Source organism: Sporofaciens sp. JLR.KK001 (genome assembly GCF_036941055.1).
In the GTDB taxonomy this organism is placed as follows: domain Bacteria; phylum Bacillota; class Clostridia; order Lachnospirales; family Lachnospiraceae; genus Sporofaciens.
Window position 1 is genome coordinate 2,308,506 of record NZ_JAYMNO010000001.1, and the last position, 14,763, is coordinate 2,323,268.

A 14,763-nucleotide genomic window follows, 5' to 3' on the forward strand; every position below is an offset into this window, starting at 1 on the left:
TGTAGGGGTAGCTATGTCGAATGAGGGATAAAGGGTATAAAAAATTATAAAGGATGGTTTGATTATGAAGAAATTTGGAGCAAGATTACTGGCAGCAGCAGTTGCCGGCTCACTTATTGTGACACCAGTTATGGCAGCACCATCGATTAACGATCTGAAGGAGGATAAGGCTGAGAAGCAGAGCGAGGTGAATTCTCTGCAGAAGGAACTGACAGATATTATGACGAAGCTTGGAGATCTGGAAGAGGACCTGATCAAGAAGGGTGAAGAGATCACACAGGCAGAGGCGGATCTGACGGTTGCAGAGGAGAAGGAGAAGGAACAGTATGAAGCGATGAAGCTTCGTATTAAATATATGTATGAAGAGGGCAGTTCGATGGCGATCGAGTCATTGGTGTCGGCGGAGGACTTCACAGATCTGGTGAATAAGGCCGAATATGTCCAGAATGTACATAAGTATGACCGTCAGCAGTTACAGGAGTATGCAGAGACCAAGCAGGAGATTGCTGATCTGAAGACGACTCTTGAGGAAGACCAGAAGACGATGGAAGGACTGCAGGACGAATATGAAGCGAAGGAGACTCAGTTAAGTTCAACGATAGAATCGAAGCGCGAAGAGGTTGCCGATCTGGATGCGCAGATCCAGGCGGCTGCGGAAGCTGCGGCAAGAGCGGCTGCGGAAGAGCAGAGACGCCGTGAAGAGGAAGAACGCAGACGTCAGGAGGAAGCGGCACAGAGCAATAACAACACTTCCGGTAATCAGAACCAGAACAACGAAGATAATAACGGCGGGAATGCTTCTAATGACAGTGCATCCGCAGGAAGCACCGGCAGCACAGGAAGCAGCAGTACGGCAGGGAATACCGGCAGCACCGGTAACAGCGGCAGTACGGGAAATACCGCCGGCAGCACGGGAACCAGTACCGGCAGCAGTTCAGGGAGCAGCCTGGATTATGCGGGAGCCGGAGACAGTTCCGTTGCGCAGACAATTGTAAATGCTGCATATGGACAATTGGGAGTTCCATATGTATGGGGAGGCACCACACCGGGAAGCGGTCTTGACTGTTCAGGACTCACCCAGTATTGCCACAGAGTAGCAGGTATCAGTATCGGACGTACGTCACAGGTTCAGGGCGGAGGCGGCAAGGCGGTCAGCAATCCGCAGCCCGGAGATCTGGTATGCTACGGAAGCCATATCGGGATCTATATCGGCGGAGGCCAGATGATCCATGCACCGCACACAGGAGATGTGGTAAAGGTTGCGAACGTATATGGTTCTCCATGGTACAGACGTTATTGGTAGAAGGTCTGTTACAGGGACGGCAGATTGCGGAATGAGTTTCGGGCGGTATTCAAGGGGTAGAATATTAAGAGATTGGCAGGAATGTATATGAGAAGATGGAAAAGTGCTATGTTAGTGACAGCGCTGACGTGCGGACTGGTTGCGACACCGGTTTACGCGGACCCAACCGTGGACGAGTTACAGAAGGATAAAGCGGAAGCTCAAAGTGAGGTAAATTCTCTCCAACAGGAATTGACAGAGCTGATATCGAAGATCAGTGAGTTAGAAGGAGACCTGATCAATAAAGGGCAGGAGATCACACAGGCCGAGATCGATCTTGGCGAGGCCCAGGAGCAGGAAGAAGAACAGTATCATGCGATGAAGCTTAGGATCAAGTTCATGTATGAAGAGGGCGACGCGAGTGTGATCGAGACGCTGTTTTCGGCAGAGAATTTCTCGGACTTGGTCAATAAGGCGGAATATGTTCAGAATGTGCACTCTTACGACAGGAAGATGTTGGAAGAGTATGTGAAGATCAAGCAGCAGGTTCAGGACTTGAAGACAACGTTAGAGACGGAGCTGAGTAATCTTGAGGCGCTGCAGACAGAGTTCGAGGCACAGAAGGATAAATTAGACTATACCATCGAGACGAAGAAGTCCGAGATCTCTAACCTGGATGAACAGCTTCAGATCGCGGTACAAAAAGCCGCGGAAGAACAGAGACGCAGGGAAGAGGCAGAGCGCAGGCGCAGAGAGGAAGAGGAACGTCAGGCGGCAGCAAGACAGAATGAGTCGGCACCAAGTACGAACCGTCCTGCATCCAATCCGGAGAGCGCCAACAATCCGGGAGCGTCTCCGGCACCGTCCAGCACACCAAGTTCCGGCGGTACAACATCCGGTACATCCGGCGGTTCTGTAAGCAAAGGGAACACAGCTACGGCTCAGGCGATCGTGAATGCCGCATACAGCCAGTTAGGAGTTCCGTATGTGTGGGGCGGCTCCACACCGGGAGTAGGGCTTGACTGTTCAGGACTGGTGCAGTATTGTCATTCTGTAGCGGGGATTTCCCTGCCGCACTATTCTGAGTCACAGTATGCCGGCGGCACGAAGGTATCTAGTCCGGAACCGGGAGATATCTGTTGGAAGCCGGGCCATGTGGGAATTTACATCGGTAACGGCCAGATGATCGAGGCTCAGCAGACCGGAACGAACATTATGATCAGCCCGGTGCGTGCCCAGGGATTTGTCAGGTATTGGTAGCTATTGGCAACAGTTCAGACAGGTCTGCGCATTCACTGCGCCGACCGAGCCATAGAGTAGAGCATGAAAGCATCCGGCTCATCGCGAAGCGATTGTTAATGGCCGGAGGCTTGTAACAGTGAAGGTATCTGAACTGTTACAGTTATTGGCAGTTATTACATACTTAGCATAGAAAAAGCCTTGCATTTGCAAGGCTTTTGTGCTATTATAAACGGGTCGCAAAAATCACGCATTTGTTTGCCTAAGATGGTGCCAAAGCTTGAATATAAGCCGGTTTCAAGGGCTTACACATATGCGGAAGCAAAAAACCAAGACGGAGGAAGAAAAGATGAGCGTTATTTCAATGAAGCAGCTTTTAGAAGCAGGTGTTCATTTCGGACATCAGACAAGAAGATGGAACCCTAAGATGGCTCCTTACATTTACACGGAGAGGAACGGTATCTATATTATCGACCTGCAGAAGTCTGTAGGCAAAGTGGACGAGGCATATCAGGCGGTATCTGATATCGCGGCAGACGGCGGTACGATCCTGTTCGTAGGGACAAAGAAGCAGGCGCAGGATGCGATCAGAACAGAGGCTGAGCGCTGCGGAATGTTCTATGTGAATGAGAGATGGCTTGGAGGAATGCTGACGAACTTCAAGACGATCAAGAGCAGAGTTGCACGTTTGAAAGAGATCGAGAGAATGTCAGAGGACGGCACTTTCGATGTATTGCCTAAGAAGGAAGTTATCCAGCTTAAGAAGGAATGGGAGAAGCTTGAGAGAAACTTAGGCGGAATCAAAGAGATGAAGCAGCTTCCGGATGCAATCTTCGTTGTAGATCCTAAGAAGGAAAGAATCTGTGTACAGGAAGCACATACACTTGGAATTCCGTTGATCGGAATTGCTGATACAAACTGTGATCCAGAGGAACTGGATTATGTGATCCCGGGTAACGACGACGCAATCCGCGCTGTGAAGCTGATCGTATCTAAGATGGCTGATGCCGTTGTAGAGGCGAATCAGGGAATGACCGGTGAAGACGGCGTTTACGAAGAGGATGCTGCCGAGGAAGTTTACGAGAACGAAGCAGACGAGTAAAGACAATACCGCTCATAATACCCCTTTATATAGTATAAAGAGGGGGCATGACTGAGCGGATTGATTAGGAGGAGATAGACATGGCAATTACGGCTGGTATGGTAAAAGAGTTAAGAGAGATGACCGGAGCAGGCATGATGGACTGCAAGAAGGCATTAACTGAGACAGACGGTGATTTTGACAAGGCTGTTGAGTTCCTTCGTGAGAAGGGACTTGCAACTGCCCAGAAGAAGGCGGGAAGAATTGCAGCAGAGGGTATTGTGGCTACAACCATCAAGGGAGACAATAAGGTGGCTGCGATCGTGGAAGTGAATGCTGAGACAGACTTTGTTGCAAAGAATGAAGTATTCCAGACTTATGTTAAGGAAGTAGTTGAACAGGCTGCTGATACAGCTGCTGCAGATATCGAGGCGTTTAAGGCGGAGCCATGGGCGCTTGATACATCTATGACTGTTCAGGACAAGCTGGCGGCAATGATTGCTAAGATCGGCGAGAACATGAACATCAGAAGATTCGAGAAGATTGTGTCTGAGGATGGCATTGTAGTATCTTATATCCATGCAGGAGGTAAGATCGGAGTATTGGTTGAGGCTCAGACTGATAACAATTCCGATACTGTAAAAGAGGCTCTGAAGAATGTGGCTATGCAGATTGCGGCTCTGAATCCGAAGTATGTGTCTACAGATGAAGTTCCAGAGGATTACAAGGAGCATGAGAAAGAGATTCTGATGGCTCAGGCTAAGAATGATCCTAAGAATGCGAACAAGCCGGAGAATATCATTGAGAAGATGATCAGCGGACGTCTTAATAAGGAGCTGAAGGAAGTATGCCTGTTAGAGCAGGAGTATGTAAAGGCTGAGAATAAGGAGACGGTTGCGAAGTATCTGGAGATGGTATCTAAGGAAGTTGGATCGACTGTTGCACTTAAGAGATTCATTCGTTTTGAGACAGGCGAAGGTCTTGAAAAGAAGAATGAAGATTTCGCGGCTGAGGTTGCAGCGCAGATGAATGCATAAGGTGAAGTTTGCCTGATTATTTTGAATGAAGAAACCCTTGTGAATGGTGTGGGAATGCCATTTGCAGGGGTTTTTGCATTTATATGTCATCATTCAAAGTTAGAACGGATTACTTATGTGATATCTCAATATTCTAAGAATATTATTTGGAGTTAGTAAATATAATTTTATAGATCATGAAATATGTAATTCAAGAAACAGAAAGGGATATTATATAATGGGACCAACAATTGACCAATACATAGTTGCAAACTGTTTATATACAATAGATGAATTCAATATCTTGTATAGGGGATGGGATAAGCCTGAATTAAAAATTGAAGCCGATGAAAAGTTTAATGAAATGGATATAACAGTAAGAATAGGCTATCCTTTTAAACAAAATGCTCATTATACAGCAGGAGAAAGTGCCCGGATAAAAAAAGCACAGAAAATAAACCATGATTTGTATATAGCACAAAGAGATTTTAAAATTGAAGTTAAATATTTGAAAAATTGGATTAGTTCAGCTAATACAAGAGCAGCAAGCAAAAACTGGTCAGTATTTCAACAAGATTTTGATTGGTTAATGGATGAGATAGATAGTGATAAGCCGGGAAAGGTTGCATTTGTGATTGGATGGTTTAATTGTGTGGATTCATTTTCACAATTAATTCAATTAGGGACTGGGAATGGAGCATACCCATTAGCAGATGAACGAAAGAGAAGATATTTTCCATTTTTAGAAGCAAATAAAGTACCAGTGTATACGAAAGATTTAAAGTATTGTTATAAAAAAGCTTATATGGAGTTACCACTTGACTTAATATCTTCTAAATATAAAGGGATATACAGATGTATGTTTATTGGAGAAGAAAAAGATAAATTTCATTTTGCTATATATTTTTGAAAATGAATAATCCAGGTTAATTATTATATTGATAGCAAGCTATGTAAAAAAGTATTTGAGGGGGGGGGGGAATAGGTTGAATTCATCCTATAAATTGGATATAATATAAGCATTATACAAGGAGGTATGGATGATGACAATAAATACAAATACAATGGTTTCTATTACAGAAGCAAATCAGAATTTTTCAAAAGTAGCAAGACTAGTGGATGAACATGGAACAGCCATTATTCTAAAAAATAATGTACCAAGATATCTTGTGATAGATTTTAGCAAAGCAGATGAGGATGCTGTTGCATCAAATGAAGATGTGCTGAGTATATCTAAACGATTGATTGAGAAGAATAAGGAATCTTATGAGGTGCTCGCAAAATGATAAAGCTGACAAAAGAACAGATTCTATTACTTCATACGCAGTTAATTGAGACTACTGGAGGAAGTGATGGAATTAGAGATTTAGGTCTGCTTGAATCTGCATTAGAAAGTCCATTTCAATCCTATAGTGGAGAAGAATTATATCCAAGCATACAGGCAAAGGCAGCAAGACTTTGCTATGGACTAGTTAAAAATCATGCAATGATCGATGGCAATAAAAGAATAGGGTGCCATGCCATGTTAGTCTTTTTGGAATTAAATGGTTATGAGATGGAATACACGCAGAAAGAATTATCAGATTTAATTTTAGATGTAGCAGCGGACAGGAAACAATATGAAGATATTTTACATTGGTTGTTAGCGCATCAGATGTAAGTCAGATGATTTGTAATATCTTCAGATAAGAGCATAAAACAAAAATAGTGAATAAGTATGTGTTGAGGGTTTAAATTTGGGGGAAGAATTTTATCCCCCAATATCCCCCAAATGGAAAACGCTGGAAATCCGCATGGTTCCAGCGTTTTTTGCGTAACCAACTTTTAAGGGGCGAAGTTTGCAGGGTTTTTATACAGACGCCTCCATGGCCGAATACAGCCTCCGGGTGGCGCTTACCCCGCAGCGTCTGCCGGATGGGAGGGTCTTCCAGTACAAACCCAAAACCGTAGAAAAATGGTATCAGCTCTATGAAAAAGGTGGTATGGAGGCCCTGATCCCCCGGACACGATGCGATAAGGGCGGCACCCGGGTGATCTCGGATGAGGCGGAAAGGGAGATACACAGGCTCAGGAAAGAATATCCCAGGCTGAACGCAACCAAGGTCTGTGAGAAACTGGTGCAGGACGGCACACTTCCGGCAACGGTATCCGTTTCCACTGTCCAACGTTATATCAAGCATAACGGCCTCAGGGGAATACAGGATGCACTGTACATGCGCTTATGTACTTGGTGCAAACTTACCATGATTATTTTGAAGAATAGGATGCCGATCTATACGGGAGCCGGAAAGTCCATGTGCCGGAGCCGGAATTATACATGATCTATACAGGGAAGCGTGTGGGCAGGCCAGAGGCTGTTTCATTTTCCGAAGAATTTTTCGGTGGGAAGGAATGTGCCATTGAAGTAAAAGTGAAAGTAATCTATGACGGCAAAGGAAATGACATTATCAGCCAGTATGTTGCCTTTACAAAAGTATATAATGAACAGGTAAGGCAGTATGGAAGGAGCCGGGGGTATTTCTATGGAGGAGATCATGAAAGAATCAGAGCTTACAGGCAAAGTGCATTCAGCCGTTTATCATCAATGCAGGCAGAGAGGCTATGCTGCCTCGGCTGACGTGCTGGTTGACATAGGGGTTCTGCCAAAACAGAAATATGAGGACTGGAGATTTGGGAAAGTGCAGTATCTGGAAGCAGCATGCACATGCAATCTGAAAAAACTTTCTTTTATTATGAAGCAGATCGGCATCTATGCAAAGAAAATGGGTTTAAAGCCGTCATTCTGCTGTTATAAGCGTTGGGGCGTGAAGAAAAAGCATGGGCATAAGCCTGTGATTCCCCTCCGTTTCAGCAAAAGCGGAAACACGGAAATTGAAAAAGCCTATGCAACGCATTATGTGGATTCGGGTCGGACGGAGCAGCTAAAAAAGAAAAACAGGAACAAACCATATCTTCTGGTAAAACGGAAATATCTGACAAAGCAGGGGATTAAGCTAGGGGGCAGATGTTTCTGATAACAGCAGACCATAAATGACAGCCGCAAGGACATTTCTGAGTGAATGAACCTTGCGGTTGCCACTTCTTTCTGGTAATCCCGGTAGTAGCGGTAAGTTTTCTGTGCTTTTTTTTTCTGTAGCAGAAGATTATCTTTTTCCGCTTTCAGGAGTTTCATGGAAAGAAGCCTTTATTCTTTGCTTTACAAAATTGCTGGTAGACAGATTTATTAGCCAGGTAATGGCCTGTGTAATGGAGCTGTTCATTAACTTTCCGGAGTTTATCTTGTACAGATTTCAAGTCCTTTCTGGAAGCTGTAAGAGTTATTGCTTCAATGTGGAGATTTTAATTTGCGGCGACTATGCAGTCGCCGCTCCTTTTAAAATGCCGTCTAACAGGATACTTCCCTATGGAAATTTCATCATACGGACGGTAGGGAAGTATGGGAAATTTCGCTATGTGTCCGTACATAGGCAGTGCTTGTTATTCTTGTCTTTCGACACTCCCGGAGGGGTGTCAGTGTCTATATGGTTTTAAAGAAAACTTCTAAAGATGAAGTGATTTGCAATTGATTTTATATGATTCAGATGCTAACATATCAATATAGCTGTGGAAAAAGATTGAGCAGAAAATATGGTGAGGGAATTTAGGAGAGTATTTTGGGAACTTGCCATACTTTGTCAGGTTACTTAGTTTATAACTATAATATAAGGAGGGATGTGAGTGTCAGAAAGCAGGTTGTTTAAAATTTTGTATTACTTATTAGATAAGGGAACAGTAACAGCTCCTGAACTGGCAAAGAAATTTGAAGTATCAGTAAGGACAATTTATCGTGATATTGATATGTTAAGCGGTGCAGGTATACCCGTTTATACAACGACAGGTCATGGGGGCGGAATCCATTTGTTTGATAATTTTGTTTTGAAGAAATCTCTATTATCAGAACAGGAAATGCAGGATATTTTAATCGGTGTACAGAGCTTGTCTGCTGTTCAATATCCAGATACAGATGGAGTAATGTCAAAATTGAAGGCAACATTCCAGATAGCGGAATCTGACTGGATAGAAATTGATTTTTCTCGATGGGGTAGTATTGTTGAAAAAGAAAAACAATATTTTGAAATGTTGAAACGTTCAATTTTAGGCAGACAGGAAATTCAGTTTCTGTATTATAATTCATTGGGAGAAGGTAGCCAGAGAAGGTGTCAGCCTTTAAAGCTGGTATACAAGGATAAAGCGTGGTATCTGTATGCGTATTGTTTAAAAAGAAATGATTATCGCCTGTTTCGTATTTCACGGATTAAAGAACTTCTGGTGACAGATCAATACTTTAAAAGCCATTCAGAAATGAAGGAGTCAGTATTTTCTTTGATGGAAGAAATGGGAAAGCCTATAACAATAGAATTGAGTTTTCCGAAGGAGGTTAGCTATCGGGTATACGATACATTTGAGGATGATGTAATAAAGTGGAATGGGCAGGAGATTAGGGTAAATGTCACTTTGCCGGAAACAGAATGGCTATATAGTTTTATTATGTCCTTTGGTAATCAAATATCAATATTGTATCCAATATCATTAAAGGAAAAGATAATAGAAAGATATAAAATTGCATTAAAACATTTCGAGGAGGATACAAGATGAATGTAAGAGAAGAATTACAAAAGTTAAATGTAGAGGGAGAAAAATTTCAATTTAATCATGTAGAAGTAAATCCGAAAATGATACAGGCAGTTATGATAAATGAGATTGTGCCTGCAGATCCAGAAGATGATTTTTATGGGGGAACAGAAGCTGCTTATTTATCAACAACGATTCCATTGTTTCAAAAAGCTGGGATACAGGTAAAAACCATTCAGAATATTTTGGATAGAGGAATTTATATTACAAATGCTGTAAAAATGCCAAAAACAGAATATACAGTGGCGAAGGAAAGCATAGAAAAAAGTTTGCCATATCTGGAGCGGGAACTGGCACTGTTTCCTAATGTAAAAGTTATCATGTTGATGGGAGATGTGGCAAAAAAAGCTTTTAATATGATTAGCAAGAAAGAAACAAGAAAAAATGCAGTTCCGAGCATTTCTACCTACAAATTACGGAGCAGTGAGATTTTTTATAAGGGTATCCGTATCATACCGTCCTATATCATGACAGGGCAGAATTTGTTGATTGAAAAATCTAAATTTGAAATGGCTGCTGAGGATATTGCTTCAATGTACAATTTGATAATGAAATAATTTCCAAGCCTGACACAAGATGTCAGGCTTGTTATTATATAATGCCCTGTGTGAGGTGGTCAATATGATTAAAAAAATATTTTCAAAAAATTTTATCTTTTTTTTGGCAGGGCAGACATTATCCATGTTTGGAACTAATATTATCAAATTTGCTATATCATTATACATATTGGAGGTAACTGCTTCCGCAGCTATATTTGGATGGATAACGGCTGCAAGTTATATTTCACCAATTATATTATCTCCCTTCGGTGGTATTTTAGCGGACAGAAAAAACAAAAAGAATCTTATGGTTGCTCTTGATGGTATTTATGGAATGATTACTTTGTTGATGGGAATTGCATTTCAAAGGCGGGAGGAATTTGGAATTGTAGCAGGACTTCTAATACTGTTATCTATAGTATCGGCTTTCGAGGCACCAGTTGTTCAATCTAGTGTACCATTGATTCAAACCAATGAGAATCTTACAAAGGCAAATGCAATAGTGAATCAAATAACTTCATTATCAGGGCTTTTAGCACCATTTTTGGCAGGGCTTTTTTATAGCATATTTGGAAAAGAATATTTTCATTATATCATGTTCCTGTGTACGGTATGTTTTTTATTAGCTGCTAGTGTTGAATTGCACTTAACTATACCATTACAGATTCAACATTGTTATGATAGCATGGTAGATGTTTTTAAATATGATTTTAAGGATATTTTAAGGTTGATTTTGAAAGAAAAGCAACATATAGGGGCAGTTATGCTGTTAAATGCATTTTTCATGTTCTTGATTCAGCCTTTTTTGTCCATAGGAGTCCCATATATTATAAGTGTGAAATTGGAACTTGATTCTGTTTGGAACGGAGGTGTGCAGGTGTTTCTTGGAATATTGGGTATAGCTGGGGGATTTGTAGCGACAGCTATTACAGGAAAATTTCAAATTAAGAATATATATAAATTATTTATTGGTATGGGCTTAGCAATGATTCCAGTTTCACTAATGATTTTAAAACATAATTCTGCTAAGAAAACTTATTTTATATTAAGTCTATCAGCAGGAGCGATTATTTTTCTGGCGAGTATAGCAGGAACATATATTGTTTCAGGAATTCAAAAAGTCAGTCCACAGAATATGCTGGGGCGGGTAATGGCTATTTTTGCGACTATTAATAATTGTGCCCTTCCCATTGGTGTGTGGTTGTATGGGATTATCTATGAAAAATTTGATAAACAGTTATTTGGGGTTCTGATCATTACTGCCGTTTTTATTATATTTGGAAGTATAAAGGGAAAGAAGATTTATTGGATTCTGCAACAAGAATATAATTAATTTTTTGATTGGGAAATAGTAATTGTGAGGTAAATATAGATGAAATTTGCTAGAGGAGGTGATTGAAAATGGATAAGAAAAAACTTGGTTGGTGTATCATTATTCTTAGTGTCGTTGCTTCGGCGTATATTCTTTTACTTAGATAATAATTTCTATAAATAATGTTAAGAGAGGTAGTGTAAAGGGGAGAATAATGGTTTTATCATTTTCTGACGAAGAAGAGGGTATATATCGGAGGATGTTGCAGGTAGTAAGTAATAATAAAAATCTTGAGTGGTGTAACAAGGTACAGGAAGCAGGAAATATTCAGCTAGGCGGATTAAGAATAAATTTATGTGATAGATGTGTAATTATAGGACAACAAGAAATTATGCTTACGAACAGGGAATTTGATATATTATATTTATTAGCAAAGAGTCCAGGCAGGATATTCAGTAAAGAGCAGATATATGATATTGTATGGCAGGAACCGTATTCCGGCGATTATAATATTGTTATGAGTCATATCCGCCATATAAGGAAAAAAATAGAAGATAATCCGGGCAAGCCGCTATACATACAGACCGTATGGGGCATTGGCTATCGGCTCAACAAAAATATAAGCAGCAGTCTGTGATATGGAAACAGATCGCTGCTCATTTTTTGTCCTGTATGCCTAAAAGGTATTCACAGGATACATGGAAGAACTCTGCCAGAGCTACTACTTCATAATCCGGGACGAACCTTGTTCCCTTTTCAATCCGTAAAACAGTCAGGTCGCTAAATTCATATCCGGCAAGCTGGAGCTGCTCTGCAAGGGCTTTCTGCGATAACTTTCGCTCCGTCCGCAATTCCATAACCCTTTGACCGATTAGGTTTTTAGAGTTGCTTTCCTTATTCCAATAGATTTTAATATCCTACCACCAACTTTCTAAAGATGAAGTCTTATATTATTGATTTTACGAAATATTGTTGATAATATACTTCTAAAGATGAAGTGACAGGGAATTATCTTGCTATTGGAAAATTGGAGATTGACAATATGGACTGTAAAATACAATATTATGTTTAGCAGAGAAACCTGAAAGTCGAATAATAGTCACTAAATACTGATTCTACCGAATTAAAAAAGCGATAAAAACCTTGAAAATACGGCCCTTTTCCTTTGAAAAAATACTTAGTATCTGTTATAATATAAGAGAAAGATAGATACTAAGTATTTGGAGGGAAATATGGGCCGTATAGCTTCTGGAAAAGAACGTGTGGATCTGATCGAAAAGGATCAGGGGAATGGAACCGTATATGTCTATAGGCGGGTTAGCATCTACAATAAAGAAAAAGGATATTATGTCTCAAAAGAACAAAAACTGTTGGGGAAGAAAGTGAATGGATCCGATGAGATCGTACCCACGCGGGCCAAGGCATCCAATGGATCCCGGAAAAAATGTGCGGCAGAAAGTACAATGAGCGAAGTCGGCGTCACAGCCGCACGTATTCGGATTGGCGCATCAGCAATCATCGGCCATATCGGTGCAGCCAGCGGAATAGATGACGATGTGTATAAAAGCTGTGACACGGCGGTAGCCAAAAAGATTATTGCCTTGGCGAGATATTATCTGCAGAGTGACGGCGAGGCTACTTCGCACATTGAAAAGTGGCAGTTGACACATATTATGGAACCCTATGGTTATCCCATTTCTGAAGACACGGCTCATGACTTGTTTGAACGTGTCGGGGCAGATGAGACGATCTCGCAGAGCATTTTCTTTAACAGGGCCGCCCGTTTGGAAAACGCACGGGTTCTGGCGTATGATTCTTCTACGGTTTCGACCTATGGATTGAACCATGGCAGGGCCAGGCAAGGATATAATAAGGATAGGGACGGGTTGGAAACGGATAAACTCTTTACGTTTTACTCCATATCTACCAGGCAGCCAGTGTGTTACATGTCAGTCCCGGGAAATATACCGGATGTGATTGCAGTGGAGAATGCCACAAAGCAGTTAAAAGCATTGGGGCTTGAACAATCCGAGGTGATTTCCGATTGTGGGTTTTATTCCGAAGATAACCTGTCACTATTGTTACAATCATCCTTTGATTTTATCACTCGTGCACAGTACGATGTGAAATGGATACGGCCTGAAATTGACAAAGTTCTCAGGAAGCTGGAGGATACGGGGAACATGTGCCCGGATGAAGCCGGGACGTATGGTGTCAGCACCTGTATCATGCATGAATTTACCAGGACAAGGAAGTATGCCAGCAAAAAGAAAGGGCTGGAGGCCGGAGATACAGAATTATTCAACCGTAGGGTATATCTGCATATTTATTTCAATGATGTCAACCGCATAAAGAAGAACAGGGCATTTGATGAAACGCTCAATAAACTTAGGAATGCTTATCTGGAGGGAGAAAGAGACTTTAAACCTGCAGCTCGGAGAATGATCGACCAGTTTTTGGATATCAAAGAAAAGCGGAATGGAAAGCCCGTAATTACATTCAAAACGAAAGCGGTAAGAGAGGCAAAAAAGTACAACGGAGTATTTGTACTTGTAGCAAACAAGGAAAAAGATCCGTTCGAGTCGTTAAGGAAGTTTCGCAAGAGGGAATGGATTGAAGATTTTTTTGAAGAATATAAGCAGCGGGTTGGAGGCAGGAAACACCGTGTATGGGATGACCTGACAGTAGATGGTAAGAAATTAGTCCAATTTGTCGCGCTATGTTACTATGAACATTTTTCGGGTGAGATTACCCGGATGAAAAATACTCTGGGGGTACCGAACGGCGAACATGACCATGATTTGAAAGTGAATCTGGATAAAGAAAAGCAGTTAAAAACATGGTTAGAGAATAATTCTATCCAGGAAATATTTGATTGGTTTGATGCTGTGGAGAAGATAGATGTAACCACGCCATATGCAAAACAGATATGGACGACAGAAGCGATAGCAAGAGACCAGTTATTTTTAAATAGGCTTGGAGTGGAGTTATAGGAAATTTTCCGCCTGTATGGTTAAAAATTATTCCAGTGCGTAGGAAGGGTATCCCCGACTTCCGTTTCTCGAACAACAGTTCAACCATACAAGTGGAAAATTTTTAGTGTCTATTGCTCGACTTTCAGGGAGAAAGGTGGAAATAAGCATGAATGAAGTTTTGTAACATTGTCAGATGACTTTAAGGAACTGCGCAGCGAATCAGAGGACAGGGAATATTTCGTCCAGACGGAAGAGGCAAAAGCAGCCAGCCGGGAACTGAAAAAGAAACGGAAGGCATTTGAAGCATATCTTTCCAAACTGCCGAAAGAGGACAGGGAGTTTTTGGAGGACTATATGGATGCGGTGAGGCCTATTACAAGGAGGAGCAGAGGGCGTATTATCAGGGACTTGTGGACAGTTCTGACTTTTTGATAAAAAATTGATTATTTAAACGAACTGAGACATAATGGTGTCATAGTTCGTTTGCTAAACTGATGCAGAAAGGAGAAAAATGAAGATTGATCGGCTTATGGGCATTGTTGTTTATTTGTTGAATAATGGTCGTACATCTGCACAGAAGCTCGCTGAAAAATTTGAAGTTTCATCCAGAACAATTATGAGAGATATTAAATCATGAATATAATTGGA

At 41.4% G+C, this 14,763-nt stretch carries 18 protein-coding genes; 17 read left to right on the forward strand and 1 reads right to left on the reverse strand.

Features of this window, described 5'->3' with window-relative positions; all coding sequences use genetic code 11:
• The first annotated feature begins 64 nt into the window (after positions 1–64).
• The 14 genes from VSQ62_RS12015 to VSQ62_RS12080 all read left to right on the forward strand — a co-directional run bounded on the left by VSQ62_RS12015 (position 65) and on the right by VSQ62_RS12080 (position 11,777).
• Complete coding sequence (locus VSQ62_RS12015; RefSeq protein WP_334635162.1) at positions 65–1,303, forward strand: C40 family peptidase; 1,239 nt, start codon at positions 65–67, stop codon at positions 1,301–1,303.
• A gap of 87 nt (positions 1,304–1,390) precedes the next feature.
• Positions 1,391–2,542, forward strand: coding sequence for a C40 family peptidase (locus VSQ62_RS12020; RefSeq protein ID WP_334635163.1), 1,152 nt, complete (start codon positions 1,391–1,393; stop codon positions 2,540–2,542).
• Positions 2,543–2,870: 328 nt separating this feature from the next.
• Positions 2,871–3,623 (forward strand): 30S ribosomal protein S2, encoded by a 753-nt coding sequence (gene rpsB / locus VSQ62_RS12025; RefSeq protein ID WP_334635164.1) that lies wholly within the window; start codon positions 2,871–2,873, stop codon positions 3,621–3,623.
• A gap of 80 nt (positions 3,624–3,703) precedes the next feature.
• Positions 3,704–4,639 (forward strand): translation elongation factor Ts, encoded by a 936-nt coding sequence (tsf, locus tag VSQ62_RS12030; RefSeq protein ID WP_334081975.1) that lies wholly within the window; start codon positions 3,704–3,706, stop codon positions 4,637–4,639.
• Between the two features lie 217 nt (positions 4,640–4,856).
• Positions 4,857–5,528 carry a hypothetical protein gene (locus VSQ62_RS12035; RefSeq protein ID WP_334635165.1) on the forward strand — a complete coding sequence of 224 codons (672 nt, stop codon included), beginning with the start codon at positions 4,857–4,859 and terminating at the stop codon, positions 5,526–5,528.
• Between the two features lie 133 nt (positions 5,529–5,661).
• Positions 5,662–5,904, forward strand: a complete 243-nt coding sequence (locus VSQ62_RS12040) for a hypothetical protein (RefSeq protein ID WP_016215006.1) — start codon at positions 5,662–5,664, stop codon at positions 5,902–5,904.
• Entirely contained in the window at positions 5,901–6,278 is a 378-nt protein-coding gene (locus VSQ62_RS12045) for a type II toxin-antitoxin system death-on-curing family toxin (RefSeq protein ID WP_334635166.1), read from the forward strand. The genes VSQ62_RS12040 and VSQ62_RS12045 overlap by 4 nt, the downstream gene beginning before the upstream one ends.
• Before the next feature lie 178 nt (positions 6,279–6,456).
• The gene (locus VSQ62_RS12050; protein ID WP_334635167.1) at positions 6,457–6,939 is read left to right on the forward strand and encodes a helix-turn-helix domain-containing protein; all 483 of its coding nucleotides are present in this window, start codon (positions 6,457–6,459) and stop codon (positions 6,937–6,939) included.
• Positions 6,936–7,235, forward strand: a complete 300-nt coding sequence (locus VSQ62_RS12055) for a hypothetical protein (protein WP_334635168.1) — start codon at positions 6,936–6,938, stop codon at positions 7,233–7,235. Before VSQ62_RS12050 ends, VSQ62_RS12055 begins: the two co-directional genes overlap by 4 nt.
• Entirely contained in the window at positions 7,153–7,632 is a 480-nt protein-coding gene (locus VSQ62_RS12060) for a hypothetical protein (protein ID WP_334635169.1), read from the forward strand. The genes VSQ62_RS12055 and VSQ62_RS12060 overlap by 83 nt, the downstream gene beginning before the upstream one ends.
• A 703-nt stretch (positions 7,633–8,335) precedes the next feature.
• On the forward strand, positions 8,336–9,253 hold the full coding sequence (locus tag VSQ62_RS12065; protein ID WP_334635170.1) for a helix-turn-helix transcriptional regulator: 918 nt from the start codon (positions 8,336–8,338) through the stop codon (positions 9,251–9,253).
• Positions 9,250–9,846 (forward strand): uracil-DNA glycosylase family protein, encoded by a 597-nt coding sequence (locus VSQ62_RS12070; protein ID WP_125128845.1) that lies wholly within the window; start codon positions 9,250–9,252, stop codon positions 9,844–9,846. The genes VSQ62_RS12065 and VSQ62_RS12070 overlap by 4 nt, the downstream gene beginning before the upstream one ends.
• A 64-nt stretch (positions 9,847–9,910) precedes the next feature.
• Positions 9,911–11,161 carry an MFS transporter gene (locus tag VSQ62_RS12075; protein WP_334635171.1) on the forward strand — a complete coding sequence of 417 codons (1,251 nt, stop codon included), beginning with the start codon at positions 9,911–9,913 and terminating at the stop codon, positions 11,159–11,161.
• Positions 11,162–11,354: 193 nt separating this feature from the next.
• A complete protein-coding gene (locus VSQ62_RS12080; protein ID WP_334635172.1) occupies positions 11,355–11,777 on the forward strand; it encodes a winged helix-turn-helix domain-containing protein in 423 nt (140 codons plus the stop codon).
• 19 nt (positions 11,778–11,796) lie between these two features.
• Here VSQ62_RS12080 and VSQ62_RS12085 read toward each other — a convergent pair whose 3' ends face one another.
• Positions 11,797–12,054, reverse strand: a complete 258-nt coding sequence (locus tag VSQ62_RS12085) for a helix-turn-helix domain-containing protein (protein WP_334637642.1) — start codon at positions 12,052–12,054, stop codon at positions 11,797–11,799.
• A 318-nt stretch (positions 12,055–12,372) separates the two neighbouring features.
• On the opposite strand from VSQ62_RS12085, the gene VSQ62_RS12090 reads away from it, so the two are divergent.
• The 3 genes from VSQ62_RS12090 (at position 12,373) to VSQ62_RS32440 (ending at position 14,752) form a co-directional block, all read left to right on the forward strand.
• Complete coding sequence (locus VSQ62_RS12090) at positions 12,373–14,133, forward strand: IS1634 family transposase (RefSeq protein ID WP_293741083.1); 1,761 nt, start codon at positions 12,373–12,375, stop codon at positions 14,131–14,133.
• A 168-nt stretch (positions 14,134–14,301) separates the two neighbouring features.
• The gene (locus tag VSQ62_RS12095; RefSeq protein WP_334635173.1) at positions 14,302–14,547 is read left to right on the forward strand and encodes a hypothetical protein; all 246 of its coding nucleotides are present in this window, start codon (positions 14,302–14,304) and stop codon (positions 14,545–14,547) included.
• Positions 14,548–14,644: 97 nt separating this feature from the next.
• Positions 14,645–14,752 carry an HTH domain-containing protein gene (locus VSQ62_RS32440; RefSeq protein ID WP_350339924.1) on the forward strand — a complete coding sequence of 36 codons (108 nt, stop codon included), beginning with the start codon at positions 14,645–14,647 and terminating at the stop codon, positions 14,750–14,752.
• The last annotated feature ends 11 nt before the right edge of the window (positions 14,753–14,763 follow it).

Coding starts and splice junctions, on each gene's coding strand:
- VSQ62_RS12045 (WP_334635166.1), top strand. CDS start 5,901: ATGATAAAGCTGACAAAAGAACAGATTCTATTACTTCATACGCAGTTA.
- VSQ62_RS12060 (WP_334635169.1), top strand. CDS start 7,153: ATGAAAGAATCAGAGCTTACAGGCAAAGTGCATTCAGCCGTTTATCAT.
- VSQ62_RS12070 (WP_125128845.1), top strand. CDS start 9,250: ATGAATGTAAGAGAAGAATTACAAAAGTTAAATGTAGAGGGAGAAAAA.
- VSQ62_RS12055 (WP_334635168.1), top strand. CDS start 6,936: ATGATCTATACAGGGAAGCGTGTGGGCAGGCCAGAGGCTGTTTCATTT.
- VSQ62_RS12080 (WP_334635172.1), top strand. CDS start 11,355: ATGGTTTTATCATTTTCTGACGAAGAAGAGGGTATATATCGGAGGATG.
- VSQ62_RS32440 (WP_350339924.1), top strand. CDS start 14,645: ATGGGCATTGTTGTTTATTTGTTGAATAATGGTCGTACATCTGCACAG.
- VSQ62_RS12090 (WP_293741083.1), top strand. CDS start 12,373: ATGGGCCGTATAGCTTCTGGAAAAGAACGTGTGGATCTGATCGAAAAG.
- VSQ62_RS12015 (WP_334635162.1), top strand. CDS start 65: ATGAAGAAATTTGGAGCAAGATTACTGGCAGCAGCAGTTGCCGGCTCA.
- VSQ62_RS12040 (WP_016215006.1), top strand. CDS start 5,662: ATGACAATAAATACAAATACAATGGTTTCTATTACAGAAGCAAATCAG.
- VSQ62_RS12035 (WP_334635165.1), top strand. CDS start 4,857: ATGGGACCAACAATTGACCAATACATAGTTGCAAACTGTTTATATACA.
- tsf (WP_334081975.1), top strand. CDS start 3,704: ATGGCAATTACGGCTGGTATGGTAAAAGAGTTAAGAGAGATGACCGGA.
- VSQ62_RS12075 (WP_334635171.1), top strand. CDS start 9,911: ATGATTAAAAAAATATTTTCAAAAAATTTTATCTTTTTTTTGGCAGGG.
- rpsB (WP_334635164.1), top strand. CDS start 2,871: ATGAGCGTTATTTCAATGAAGCAGCTTTTAGAAGCAGGTGTTCATTTC.
- VSQ62_RS12020 (WP_334635163.1), top strand. CDS start 1,391: ATGAGAAGATGGAAAAGTGCTATGTTAGTGACAGCGCTGACGTGCGGA.